Source organism: Flavobacterium ranwuense (genome assembly GCF_004349315.1).
In the GTDB taxonomy this organism is placed as follows: Bacteria; Bacteroidota; Bacteroidia; order Flavobacteriales; family Flavobacteriaceae; genus Flavobacterium; species Flavobacterium ranwuense.
Genome location: NZ_SMLH01000003.1, coordinates 301,245 through 314,816 on the forward strand (window position 1 = coordinate 301,245; position 13,572 = coordinate 314,816).

At 34.5% G+C, this 13,572-nt stretch carries 12 protein-coding genes; 5 read left to right on the forward strand and 7 right to left on the reverse strand.

Annotation, left to right across the window (positions count from 1 at the left end):
- Nucleotides 1-68: 68 nt before the first annotated feature.
- Together E0I61_RS07945 and E0I61_RS07950 are read left to right on the forward strand one after the other, a co-directional pair.
- On the forward strand, nucleotides 69-983 hold the full coding sequence (locus tag E0I61_RS07945; protein WP_132070525.1) for an AEC family transporter: 915 nt from the start codon (nucleotides 69-71) through the stop codon (nucleotides 981-983).
- A 54-nt stretch (nucleotides 984-1,037) separates the two neighbouring features.
- Nucleotides 1,038-2,249 carry an MFS transporter gene (locus tag E0I61_RS07950; RefSeq protein WP_131917080.1) on the forward strand — a complete coding sequence of 404 codons (1,212 nt, stop codon included), beginning with the start codon at nucleotides 1,038-1,040 and terminating at the stop codon, nucleotides 2,247-2,249.
- 201 nt (nucleotides 2,250-2,450) lie between these two features.
- Here the strand turns inward: E0I61_RS07950 and E0I61_RS07955 are convergent, their stop codons facing one another.
- The 7 genes from E0I61_RS07955 to E0I61_RS07985 all read right to left on the reverse strand — a co-directional run bounded on the left by E0I61_RS07955 (nucleotide 2,451) and on the right by E0I61_RS07985 (nucleotide 10,585).
- Nucleotides 2,451-3,332 (reverse strand): DMT family transporter, encoded by an 882-nt coding sequence (locus tag E0I61_RS07955; RefSeq protein ID WP_132070527.1) that lies wholly within the window; start codon nucleotides 3,330-3,332, stop codon nucleotides 2,451-2,453.
- Nucleotides 3,332-3,913, reverse strand: a complete 582-nt coding sequence (nudK, locus tag E0I61_RS07960) for a GDP-mannose pyrophosphatase NudK (protein WP_132070529.1) — start codon at nucleotides 3,911-3,913, stop codon at nucleotides 3,332-3,334. The genes E0I61_RS07955 and nudK overlap by 1 nt, the downstream gene beginning before the upstream one ends.
- 61 nt (nucleotides 3,914-3,974) lie before the next feature.
- Complete coding sequence (locus tag E0I61_RS07965; protein WP_113665324.1) at nucleotides 3,975-5,246, reverse strand: adenylosuccinate synthase; 1,272 nt, start codon at nucleotides 5,244-5,246, stop codon at nucleotides 3,975-3,977.
- Nucleotides 5,247-5,304: 58 nt separating this feature from the next.
- Nucleotides 5,305-5,760: a Fur family transcriptional regulator gene (locus tag E0I61_RS07970; RefSeq protein WP_035670620.1), complete on the reverse strand. Its 456-nt coding sequence runs from the start codon at nucleotides 5,758-5,760 to the stop codon at nucleotides 5,305-5,307.
- 117 nt (nucleotides 5,761-5,877) lie between these two features.
- Complete coding sequence (locus E0I61_RS07975; protein ID WP_131992349.1) at nucleotides 5,878-8,097, reverse strand: RelA/SpoT family protein; 2,220 nt, start codon at nucleotides 8,095-8,097, stop codon at nucleotides 5,878-5,880.
- Nucleotides 8,098-8,197: 100 nt separating this feature from the next.
- Complete coding sequence (locus E0I61_RS07980; RefSeq protein ID WP_132070530.1) at nucleotides 8,198-9,745, reverse strand: serine hydrolase; 1,548 nt, start codon at nucleotides 9,743-9,745, stop codon at nucleotides 8,198-8,200.
- Between the two features lie 54 nt (nucleotides 9,746-9,799).
- Entirely contained in the window at nucleotides 9,800-10,585 is a 786-nt protein-coding gene (locus tag E0I61_RS07985; RefSeq protein WP_131992355.1) for a TrmH family RNA methyltransferase, read from the reverse strand.
- 207 nt (nucleotides 10,586-10,792) lie between these two features.
- On the opposite strand from E0I61_RS07985, the gene E0I61_RS07990 reads away from it, so the two are divergent.
- From E0I61_RS07990 to E0I61_RS08000, 3 genes are read left to right on the forward strand one after another with little or no spacing between them, the layout of a single operon-like run.
- Nucleotides 10,793-11,395 (forward strand): trimeric intracellular cation channel family protein, encoded by a 603-nt coding sequence (locus tag E0I61_RS07990; protein ID WP_131992357.1) that lies wholly within the window; start codon nucleotides 10,793-10,795, stop codon nucleotides 11,393-11,395.
- 35 nt (nucleotides 11,396-11,430) lie between these two features.
- Nucleotides 11,431-12,429: a GNAT family N-acetyltransferase gene (locus E0I61_RS07995; RefSeq protein ID WP_132070532.1), complete on the forward strand. Its 999-nt coding sequence runs from the start codon at nucleotides 11,431-11,433 to the stop codon at nucleotides 12,427-12,429.
- A complete protein-coding gene (locus E0I61_RS08000; protein WP_132070534.1) occupies nucleotides 12,430-13,572 on the forward strand; it encodes a DegT/DnrJ/EryC1/StrS family aminotransferase in 1,143 nt (380 codons plus the stop codon).

Consider the following 13,572-nt stretch of genomic DNA (forward strand, 5'->3'; position numbering starts at 1 on the left):
CATCAAAAACCGGATTTTCTACTTCTCAAAATAAATTTTAATGGTATTTTTGTATCCAATTCTTAATTATGAGTAACTTCATTCTAATCTTTGTCTTTTTATTTTTAGGCATTGTACTGCAAAATGTAAAAGCATTTCCCGTTGTAAATGTTTACAAGCTATTAAACAAGTTTGTTATTTATATCTGTCTTCCAGCTTTGGCTCTATATTATATTCCAAAAATTGAATGGAATAATAAGTTGCTGTATCCAATCGGCGTAACATGGATTGGTTTTATAGTTTCGTTTTTATTTTTTAGCTTTTTAGGAAATAGATTTGGATGGTCAAAAAAACTTACGGGTTGTTTGATTATAACTGCTGGTTTGGGAAATACTTCCTTTTTAGGTTTTCCAATTATCCAAGCTTTATATGGTGAAGAAGGTTTAAAAACTGCCATTTTAGTTGATCAGCCGGGAACTTTTGTTGTGCTTTCAACATTAGGGATTCTTGTGGCTACTTTATTTTCTACCGGAAGTCCAAGTGGATTTCATATCGCAAAAAAAATACTGATCTTTCCTCCATTTATTACTTTTCTGTTGGCTTGTTTAATGAATGTATTCGATTTTGATTTCTACCATTATATTCAGTTTGGTTTACAAAAAGTGGGAAGTGTAATGACACCTTTGGCAATGCTTTCTGTAGGATTGCAATTGCGATTTGATAAGAAAAGCCAACATTGGAAATTTTTGGGATTGGGACTTTTGTACAAATTAATATTGACTCCGGCTTTAATATATTTATTGTATGTCGTAATTTTAGGCCAAAATTCAAAAACGATTCAGGTATCCATCATGGAAGCTGCTATGGCTCCAATGATTACAGCTAGTATTTTAGCTTCTACTCACGGTTTAAAACCTCGTTTAAGTAGCATGATGATTGGTTTTGGAATTCCATTATCGTTTGTCACCTTGTTATTTTGGTATTTTGTAGTTCAGTTTGTTTAAGTTTTCTAAAACGAATTTGAACCAATAATTATTAATATCGTTTTATTTGAAAATATGAATTCATCTCTTGATAATGTATCAAAAATTGATACAACTCCTATTGCTCAGCAAACGGTTTACTCCGTATTATTCTCTATTGCATTCGCCCATTTATTGAATGATTTATTACAAGCTGTTATTCCGGCAGCGTATCCTATTTTAAAGGAAAATTTCAATTTAACGTTTACACAAATTGGGTTAATCACTTTGGCGTATCAATTGGCGGCCTCTATATTGCAACCTTTGGTTGGTTTGTATACGGACAAAAGACCAAAGCCTTTTTCTCAAATTTTCGGAATGCTGTTTACCTTATCCGGAATCGTATTTTTATCCTATGCTTCCAGTTTTTCGATGATTATAATTTCGGTTGTTTTGGTTGGGATTGGTTCTTCCATTTTTCATCCTGAAGCTTCCCGAATCTCCTTTTTGGCATCTGGCGGAAAGCGTGGTTTGGCACAATCCATTTTCCAATTGGGAGGCAATGCCGGAACAGCAATAGGACCTTTATTAGTCGCCTTAATTGTGGTTCCTAATTCACAATATTACATCATTTGGTTTGTGGTTGTAGCCATTATCGGATTGATTGTTTTGAGTAGAATAGCGCTGTGGTATCAAAACCATTTGAGTTTGAGAAGTACCAAGAAAGCTGTAATCGATTTGCCTAATTTGTCTCAAAAAACGATTGTAATCTCGGTGGGAATTTTGATGGTTTTGATATTTTCAAAATTCTTTTACATGGCCAGTATGTCCAGTTATTTTACGTTTTACTTAATCGAAAAATTTGGTTTATCGGTTCAGGAAGCACAATTCCATTTGGTTTTATTCTTAGCCTCTTGTGCTATTGGTACTTTAATCGGCGGGCCGCTAGGTGACAAATTCGGAAGAAAATATGTGATTTGGTTTTCGGTCTTGGGAGCCGCGCCTTTTACTTTATTATTGCCGTATGTTGATTTATTTTGGACAGGCGTTTTATCAGTCTTAATTGGAACCATAATCTCGTCTGCATTTCCTGCTATTTTGGTTTTTGCACAAGAATTACTGCCTAAAAAACTCGGAATGGTTTCTGGCCTTTTCTATGGTTTTGCCTTTGGAATGGGAGGTTTGGGTTCCGCTTTATTGGGGAATCTTGCAGATCACACCAGCATTACGTATGTGTATTATCTTTGTGCCTATTTGCCTTTGATTGGAATTATAGCGCTCTTTTTACCTAATTTAAAGAAAAAATAACACTTTTTTTAGGAGCTATATCCTGTTCTGTACTGTATCTTTTGTTTTTAAAGAAAAAAACAAAAGGATGCCGTTGCGATCAGGGCTAGGGCATTTGGTTTCCTAATTGCATTATTTTGCATTTTATAATTTCTTCAAATTTTCTCTTAGTCTCATTGTTGGAATTATTAATTGATTTAGCAGTAAAATAAAACTGAATAGTTACTTCTTATTGGTAATTAATAACCCGGAAATAATGATTCCCATGCTTATGATTTGGGTTAGTAAAATGGCTTGATTAAGAAAAAAATACGCCAGAATTCCACTGAATACGGGAATCAAATAATAAATTAATGCTGTTTTTGATGTGCCAATTAATCGAATGGCTTCGTTCCATAAATAAAAAGAAATTAAGGAAGCGCAGATGCCTACATAGATGGTTACCAAGACTGTTTTAGTGTCAAAAATCACTTTTTTATAATAAATATGTTCATACATATAAAAAGGGAACAGTAAAAGTGTACCAATTACAAAAACACTAAACAAAAATACTTTTGGGGTTAAATCATCCGGTTTTTGTCGGACTAGTATCGTGTAATAAGCAAAAAAGAAGCAAGCCACTAGCATTAATAAATCTCCAATGGTAAAGTTGATATGGAGTAATGCTTGTAATGAACCTTTGGAAATAAGCACTAGAACTCCTGTGATTATTGTTGCAATTCCCACTATTTTTATAGTAGAAACGTTCTCTTTAAAAATAATCCTGGAAAGTGCAACAATAAATAACGGAATCGAAATGGCGATTAACGATAAGTTGACTGCGCTCGTTGTTCTTCCTGCAAAGTAAATCAGCGTGTTAAAAATAGTGATGCCTAATACAGCCGTAAGCGTAAGATACCGAATGTGTTTCTTTACGATTTTGAAACTTTTATAAGTGCTTTTTATAGCAAATGGAGCCAAAACAATACAAGCAACTGTCCATCGCCAAAATGCCAATCCAATAGGAGGGATGTGACCTTTTATACCACTGGCAATTACCATATTTACTGACCAAAGCAAGGTAGCTAATAAGGCAAATAAACCCCCTTTAATCGTGTTATTCATTAAATAAGATTGTTAATTCTGGCATATTGTAATAACATAATGGTTTTTGCATCCTGCATTTGACCGGATTCAATCATAGAATATGCTTCGTCGAAAGGCATTTCTATAACATCAATATTTTCTTGTTCGTGTTCTACTCCACCACCTTCACTCACTTTCATGGATTCATCGTATTCGCCAACAAATAAATATAAAATTTCAGTTACTGCACCAGGTGACATATAGGTTTCCATTACTTTTTTTACTTTAGAAATGCGATATCCCGTTTCTTCCTCCGTTTCTCGAATGATACATTGTTCCGGATTATCTTGATCCAGAAGTCCAGCACAAACCTCAATCATCATTCCGGTTTCATTTCCGTTAAGGTACGTTGGCAAGCGAAACTGTCGTGTTAGAATAACTGTTTTTTGTTGTCTGTTATAAAGTAAAATGGCTGATCCGTTTCCTCGATCGTAGACTTCTCTTTTTTGGGTAATCCAAGAATCATCTTTTTTTTGATAGTCAAAAGTTACTTTGTTTAAAATGTACCAATTGTCAGAGAGTAATTCTGTTTTTTGTATTTTAATAGCTGGATTTTTCATTCGGTTGGATTGATTTTTTAACTAAAAAAAACGCTCTGAATTTTCAGAGCGTTTAGTAATCTTATTTTAGAATAGTTTGCTTTCTGTCTGGGCCTACAGAAACTATTTTGATAGGAACTTCCACTTCTTTTTCAATGAATGCAATGTATTCTTTTAACTCTGTCGGTAATTCATCATAGGTTGTCATACCCGTCAAATCTTGTTTCCATCCTTTGAAATCCTGATACACTGGAGTTACATTTTCTGGTTCGATGTTGTAAGGGAAATGAGAAATTTTCTCTCCTTTATAATTGTATTCCGTACATACTTTTAAAGTTTCAAATCCTGAAAGTACATCCCCTTTCATCATCATCAATTGCGTTACACCATTAACCTGAACAGCATATTTAAGTGCTACTAAGTCTAACCAACCACAACGTCTTTGTCTTCCGGTTACAGATCCAAATTCATTTCCTACACGTGCCATAGTTGCACCATCTTCGTCAAAAAGTTCAGTTGGGAATGGACCACTTCCTACACGTGTTACATAGGCTTTGAAAATTCCGTATACTTCCTTGATTTTATTTGGAGCAATCCCTAAACCAGTACAAGCACCAGCAGCAGTGGTATTTGATGAAGTTACAAATGGATAGGTTCCAAAATCAACGTCCAATAAAGAACCTTGAGCTCCTTCACATAATATTGATTTACCTGCTTTTTGAGCTTGGTGTAAATATTCTTCGCTGTCGATGAAATCTAATTTTTTTAGTTCTTCGATAGCTTCAAAAAATTCTTTTTCTAATTCCTCTAAATTGTATTGGATAGCAACATCGTAGAATTTAATCATTGCTTCATGCTTGTCAGCCAAAGCTCTGTAACGATCTGCAAAATCTTCTAATTCGATATCACCTACACGAATACCATTTCTTCCGGTTTTGTCCATATACGTAGGGCCAATTCCTTTTAATGTAGAACCAATTTTTGCTTTACCTTTAGAAGCCTCAGATGCTGCGTCTAATAAGCGGTGTGTTGGTAAAATTAAATGTGCTTTTCTTGAAATGATTAATTTGCTTTTGATGTCTAAATTAAATTTTTCAAGACCTTCGATTTCTTTTTGAAAAACTACAGGATCAATTACTACTCCATTTCCAATGATGTTTATTGCCGTTTTATGAAAAATACCAGAAGGAATAGTTCTAAGAACATGTTTTATTCCGTCAAATTCCAAAGTATGTCCTGCATTTGGACCTCCCTGAAAACGAGCGATAATATCATAATTTGAAGTTAGAACATCAACAATTTTTCCTTTTCCTTCATCTCCCCATTGTAATCCTAGTAATAAATCTACGGTCATTCTATCTGTTATTTGTAGTTAGTGTTATATTGAAGGGACAACTAATCAGTTATCCGTACTATTTTTGTTTTTTTATTCCATATAAATATAAGGAATGGTTGGTAATCTCTATGTCGAATATTTCTTCGATTGTTTTTTTGATACTTTGAATTCTTGGATCACAAAACTCAATTACTTCACCAGTATCCGTCATTATAATATGATCGTGCTGTTTGTCAAAATATGATTTTTCATAATGTGCCTGATTTTGTCCAAATTGATGTTTACGGACTAAAGCACAATCCAATAGCAATTCAATCGTGTTGTAAAGAGTTGCTCTACTCACACGATAGTTTTTATTTTTCATTTTGATATAAAGGTTTTCTACATCAAAATGTTCTTCGCTATCGTAAATTTCCTGAAGGATAGCATAACGTTCAGGTGTCTTGCGATGTCCTTTTTTTTCAAGATACATTGTAAAAACATTTTTTACAATTTCTTGGTTTTTGGTGTTATCTGTGGAAATGAGTGTCATATGCGGGCAAAGATAAATTTTTTAGTTTAAAGTATAAAGTTTAAGGTTTGTTTAGTTTCAAGTTTTTAGTTACAAATTGAACAAACTCAGATTTGAAAAGAAAAACTGGATTTTTTTCTATGTTTTATAAACCCTTGTTACTTTATCGATTCCGTCAATTTTTTTGATGTTATTGATCATTTTTTTCAAAATGGTATTGTTTTGAACAATTACCGCAACTTGACCATGAAAAATTCCTGCATCGGTACTCAAAGAAATACTCTGAATATTAACATGCATATTGTTTGAAATCACCTTTGTTAATTGGTTTGTTAGTCCTAAAACATCCATTCCGGTTATGTTTATAATTGCTTTGAATTCTTCTTGTGAAGAGTCAATCCATTTGGCTGTCATTATTCGGTAGGCATAATTAGATTGCATCCCAAGGGCGTTTGGACAATCTTTTTTATGCACTTTTATTCCTTCGTTGATGGTTACAAATCCAAATACGTCATCTCCAGGGATTGGATTGCAACAAGGCGATAATTTGTAATCCAGTTTGTCGTGTTCCTTGCCAAAAACAAGCATGTCGTAATTACTGCTTATGATTGGTTTATGAATGTCTTCGTCAGCAGTGCTTGGCGAACGTTTCATTTTATTTTTGAAAAAATTAATGAAAGTATTGCTTTTTTGTGCTGCGTAATCTTTGAGTTGCTGGTTTTCAATAGCGCCAATTCCTACTCTATAAAATAAGTCTAAACTCGTTTTTAGTTTGAAAAAGTTAACCAATTCGTTAACCACTGATTCGTTTAACGTTATTTTTAAATGCTTTAGTTTTCGAGTAAGGAGTTCTTTTCCTTCCTCGCCAATTTTCTTGGTGTTTTCGTTTAAAACATTTTTTATTTTCGTTTTGGCTCTGGAAGTAGTTACATAATCAAGCCAGTTGATTGTAGGTTTTTGATGTTGCGAGGTGATAACTTCAATTTGATCCCCACTTTTTAGTTCAAAATTCAAAGGAACTAACTTCCCATTGACGCGTGTTCCTCTGGTTCTAATTCCTATTTCTGAGTGAATACTGAAAGCAAAATCAAGAGAGGTGGCGCCTTTAGGCAACGATTTTATTTCTCCTTTTGGAGTAAATACAAAGATTTCTTTAGAATATAAATTCATTTTGAAATCTTCCACAAAATCTACTGCATTCGTTTCTGAACTTTCCAGGGCTTCTTTTAGTAAGTTTAGCCAAACATCGAGACCACTTTCTTCAGTAGCGCCATTTTTATATTTGTAGTGTGCTGCGTATCCTTTTTCGGCAATTTCGTCCATGCGTTCGCTTCGAACCTGCACTTCAACCCAGCGGCCTTTTGGCCCCATTACCGTGATATGTAGCGCTTCGTAACCCGTAGATTTTGGTGACGAAATCCAGTCACGCAAACGACTTGGGCTTGGTCTATAATGATCGGTTACGATAGAATATATCTTCCAGGCAATAAATTTTTCGTCATGAGGATTTGATTTGTAAACGATGCGCAAGGCAAACTTATCATACACTTCGTCGAAGCTTACGTTCTGCGCTTTCATTTTTCGACGAATAGAGTAGATAGATTTTGGACGACCTTTTATAATGTACTCAACTTCTTCTTCATCCAAAGCTGTTTTTAGAACTGCTGTAATATCAGCAATGTAGGCATCTTGCTCTTCTTTGGTTTCTTTTATTTTGCTTACAATATCATTATAAACTGCAGGTTCCGTATATTTTAATCCTAAATCTTCCAGCTTAGTTTTTATGTTATATAAACCCAATCGGTGCGCTAATGGGGCATATATATATAAAGTCTCCGATGCAATTTTGGTTTGTTTGTCTTCCTGCATCGATTCCATAGTTTGCATATTGTGCAAACGATCGGCTAGTTTTATCAGAATTACACGAACGTCATCATTCAGCGTAAGAATCATTTTCCGGAAATTCTCGGCTTGTAATGATGCATTCAAATCCTTTTGAACCAAGGATATTTTGGTCAAGCCTTCAACAAGTTGTGCTACTTTTGGATTAAACAAACGTTCGATATCCGGAACCGTCATTAGCGTGTCTTCGACAACATCATGCAATAACGCAGCGGCAATGGATGTGGCTCCCAAGCCTATTTCTGAGGCAACAATTTTTGCAACAGCAATAGGATGAAAGATATAGGCTTCTCCTGATTTTCTTCGTTGGTCTTTATGCGCATCTACTGCAACATCAAAAGCCTTACGAATAAGTTTTTTGCCTTCCGGAGTTAAGGTTTGGTAGCTTATGCGAAGTAATTCTTTGTATTCTTGAGCAATTGCTTTATTTTCTTTTTCTAAATCTATTTCTGTCATAACGGCATGGTTCAATTCCTAAAAATAACAATAAGTTGGGAGATATGCAAGTTAAAAAGGGATTCTAAATGTAAATCACAAAATTGATTTTTTAACAAGATTATTGCACTTTACTAAAACCCAAATCCTGAAAATCATAACTAAAATCAGTCAACTCAGAAATTGGTTTCATGGTTAATTTAACCACCTTTCCGGTTGCATCACATTCAAAAAACAGATGCGCATCTGCATGGAAATAGGCGTTATCCCATTTAACTACATAATTTGTGTCTTTGTAGAAAAAAACTTCACCGGAAAGTTGAGGAGAACGTTTTGAAGCAAAGTATAATTTTCCTTTTTTTTCCGAAAGTACTGCATCTCCAAACCAATTGTCTGTATAAGTTCCAACGAAACTTTTGAAGTCTATTTTGAATTTTTCTTTTTTGTTTTTGGCTACGGTTGCCCAAACATCATCCGTTATTTTATCAGCAGAGGCTACATTCGCTTTTATTCTATTGCTATAAATGGTAACGTAATCCTCCGATTGAATTCCCAAATAACTATCTTTTATCGTGTTGGTAATCGCTCTGAAAGCGGCCCCCGATTGCTGATTGGTCAATACAATTATCCCTAAATTTAATTCTGGTATCAAAGTCACTTGGGTAACAATTCCTTCTAATCCGCCAGTGTGAGTGACTTGTTTATACCCTTTTACATCACTTAAAAACCAACCTAGTCCATAGGAACTAAAATGGGTATTGTAAGGAGCTGTTGTGTTTGTTGGGATTATCGTTTGTGGAGACCACATCTCATTATGCTCTTTTTTAGAAAATAATTGTTTGTTCTCTGAGCCATATTTTCCATTGTTCATTTGCATAATCGTCCATTTGCTCAAATCATTTACGCTGGAATAAATTCCGGCGGCAGCATCAAAAAGTTGATTTTGGTAGCGTTTGATTACTTTTAGTTTTCCGTCAATAGGAACGTGAGGCGCAATGATATTTGTGGTGTCTTTCAGTCGTAAAAAAGAAGCGACGCTATTATTCATTTCTAAGGGCTTCATCATCCGTTGTTCTACAAAATCACACCAGCTCAAACCACTTGCTACGCGAATTACTTCTCCAGCAACAATGTACAGTAAATTGTCATAATCGTATTGCGTTCTAAATGCCGAAACCGGTTTTAAATACTGTAAATTCTGAATGATATCTTGTGTGGTAAAATCGCTTCCATCAGGCCAAATCATTAAATCTCCTGCGCCAAGACCTAATCCGCTGCGATGTGTCAATAAATCCCGAATCGTAAATTCATTCGTTACATAGTCATTATACATTTTGAAATTAGGAAGGTGTTTAATGACTTTGTCATCCCATTTTACTTTTCCTTCATCTACTAAAATCGCCAAAGCGGCGCTGGTAAATGCCTTACTATTGGATGCAATTCCAAAAAGGGTATTTGCATCTACTTTTTCGTTAGTTAAAATTGATTTAACTCCATACCCTTTGGAGTGGATTACTTTTCCGTCTTTTACAATGGCTACAGCAATTCCGGGAACATTGAATGTTTTTAGCGTACGATCTACTAATTCATCGACTTGAGTCGAACTGATTTGTGCAAAAGAAATAGTGGTTGAAATTAATGCTATTGCAACGAATAATTTATTTTTCATACTATAAATTTATTTTTTTTAAAAATCTGAAATCATTAATCTACAATCAAAAATCTAAAACCCTCTCTGTCTTTTGGCTTCAAAAATCAAGATGGCTGCTGCAACCGAAACATTCATAGAATCGATCTCGCCTTGCATTGGAATAATAATATTTTGAGTCGCTTCCTTTCTCCATTCTTCTGTCAATCCAGTGGCTTCCGTCCCTACGACCAAAGCGGTTGGCGTGGTGTAATCTTGCGTGTGATAGGAAGTGGAGTTTTGTAAAGTCGCACAATAAAAATTGATTTTCCTTTCTTTCAAAAAAGAAATAATTTCTGATGTTGTTCCGGTAGCAATTTGATTGGTAAACAAACAACCTACACTGGAGCGCACAATATTTGGATTGTATAAATCGCTTTTTGGATTGGCAATAATTACCGCATCAAGATTAGCAGCATCGGCAGTTCTTAATAAAGCGCCAATATTTCCTGGCTTTTCGGGGGCTTCAGCAACAAGAATCAATGGGTTTTCAGATAATTTTAAATCCGATAATTGCAACGATTTGGTTTTGGCTACAGCCAAAATACCCTCAGTAGTATCTCTATAAGCCAGTTTTTGATAGACTTCCTTATTGATTTCTATCAGTTCTGCATTTTTAGATAATTGACGGGCTTCGGCTTCGGAACAAATTTCAGGTAAAAATAACAGCGTTTCTATTTCATAACCTCCTTTGATGGCAATAGAAATTTCACGTTTTCCCTCAATTAAAAAAGTTCCGGATTGTTTACGTGCTTTTGCTTTTTCCTGCAATTGCACTAAAGATTTTATATATGGATTTTGTATCGAAGTGATTTGTTTCAAGAGGTACAACTATTTAATTTATAGGAAACAAAGATACATAGAGAAAATTCAGTTTTCTATATTTGAATTCGAATATTTATTTGGCAGGAATAGATTCATTAAATTGTGGGGGGTCAGGCTGGTTACACGAGTATTTTCTTTATTTTTGCCTGAATTATAGTCAATAGATAGCATTCTTATTATCCATTTTTAAATCCAAAAAACATCATGTTTTATTTATTAGACATCATCGGCACATTGGCTTTTGCCATGTCAGGCGCATTGACGGCAATGAATAAAAAGCTCGATCCATTTGGCGTGTTTATCATTGCTTTTGTTACGGCTGTGGGTGGAGGAACGTTGCGTGATGTGATGATTGGGCGAACGCCCGTGGGATGGATGCGTGATTTGAATTATGTTTATGTTATAATCATCGGGTTTGTATTGGCCTTAGTTTTCAGAAAAAAATTCGACAGATTGCGAACTTCTTTGTTTTTATTTGATACCATTGGGTTGGGCGTTTTTACTTTAATAGGTCTCGAAAAAGGAATAAATATTGGACTTCATCCGGTCATCTGCGTAGCTTTAGGAACTATGACAGCTTGTTTTGGAGGTGTAATCCGTGATATTTTATGTACTGAAATCCCTGTAATTTTCAGAAGGGAAATTTATGCTACGATTTGTATTTTGGGTGGAATTATTTTCTTCGTCCTTCGGGAATTTAATTTAGAAAATGATATTTTATACTTAGCGACATCCTTAGTTATCATTTCGGTACGCTTGATGGCAGTGAAATTCAAATGGTATTTATCCCCTTTAGAAAATAAATAAAAAATGCTTAATTTCACGAAGTCTAAAACCAAATAGTGAAAAATTATTCCGTCAAACAATACCAGAAAAGCGATTATACAAACTGGAATGCCTTTATTGGTCAAGCCAAAAACGCTACTTTTTTATTTCACCGTGATTTTATGGAATACCACAAAGATCGATTCGGGGATTTCTCCTTGATGATTTTTGAGAACGAAAAATTGGTTGCTGTTTTGCCGGCAAATAAAGTTGGGGAAATAGTTTATTCACATCAAGGCTTGACGTATGGCGGACTAGTTTCTAATGAACAATCCAAATTGACGACTATAATTAATGCTTTTAGGTCTGTTTTGTTGTTTTTGGAAGATAATAAGATAGAAAAACTGCATTTGAAAACAATTCCATCGATTTATCATACTAAACCTGCCGAAGAAATTCAATATGCTTTATTTTTGGCGGAAGCCAAATTAGTAAGACGAGATAGTTTGTCGGTGATTGATTTATCACAAAAATATGATTTTTCAAAAATCAGAAAAAGAGGCATTAAAAAAGGAATGACAAAAGGATTAGTTATTAAAGAAGAAACTAATTTTGAATCTTTTTGGGATGAAGTTTTGATTCCGAATTTAGAAGCCAGACATAATGCAAAACCGGTTCATTCCATTGCTGAAATGAATCTTTTAAAAAGCCGTTTTCCTAATAATATACGCCAGTTTAATGTGTATCATAACGATCAAATTGTGGCGGGAACTACTGTTTTCGAAAGTGAAGCGGTTGCGCATTGTCAATATATTTCTAAATATGAAAATGTGGAGAATCTTGGAAGTTTAGATTTTCTATATCATTTTTTGATAACAGATGTTTTTGTTGATAAACGATTTTTTGATTTTGGGATTTCCAATGAAACTCAAGGGAAATTATTGAATGATGGATTGTCTTATTGGAAAGAAAGTTTCGGAGCCAGTACAATAGTCCACGATTTTTATGAGGTAGAAACCGCTAATTATGTCAGACTAAATTCATTTTTAATTAAATCAAAAAAACATACTGACTAAATGATTCCATTTCTTGATTTAAAAAAAATAAACGAACCGTATGAAACCGCTTTTCAGGAAAAATTGAAAGTAGTTTTAGCCAATGGTTGGTATGTTTTAGGAAATGAAGTCAAGGAATTTGAAACCGGTTTTGCCAAGTATTGCGGTGCAAAATATTGCATCGGGACAGGAAATGGTTTAGACGCTTTAGTGTTGATTTTTAAAGGCTATATTCAACTTGGGAAATTGCAAAAAGGCGATGAAGTGATTGTTCCGGCAAATACTTACATTGCCAGTATTTTGGCTGTTTTACAAGCGGATTTAATTCCAGTTTTAGTCGAGCCAAATTTAGAAACCTACAACATCGATCCCGATTTAATTTCAGAAAAGATTACCCCAAAAACCAAAGCGATTCTGGCAGTTCATCTTTACGGACAATTGGCAGAAATGGATACGATAAATGAAATTGCTGTTGCAAATAATTTGTTGGTTGTCGAAGATGCGGCTCAGGCTCATGGTGCAATGAGAAATCAAGAATCCACACCCGAGACCGCAGATCGAACTGAAGAAGTACTCAAAAATCAAAAATCAAGCGTAGCGTATAGTTTTTATCCTGGGAAAAATCTAGGCGCATTGGGCGATGGGGGAGCAGTTACCACAAATGACTCGGAGTTAGCTAAAACCATTCAATCACTTCGTAATTATGGTTCGGAAACGAAATATTATAATGATTACATTGGAGTAAATTCAAGATTAGATGAATTGCAAGCGGCTTTTCTTAATGTGAAATTACCGTATTTAGATATTGAAAATGAACGACGTAGAGTAATTGCAAAACGCTATTTGTCTGAAATTAAAAACGATAAAATAATATTGCCAACTGTGACATTGCTCGGAAAGAAGCAATCTAATCATGTTTTTCATTTATTTGTCATTCGAACTCAGAATAGAATAGAGTTACAAGACTATTTACATCAAAATAATATTCAAACGGTAGTACATTATCCCGTTCCGCCTCACAATCAAAAAGCGTTATCAAACTGGAATCATTTATCTTTTCCAATAACCCAAAAAATTCATGACCAAGTGTTGAGTTTGCCTATAAGCCCAGTTTTGACAATGGATGAAGTGAGTTTTATTGTTGCAATTTTAAATAAATACTAA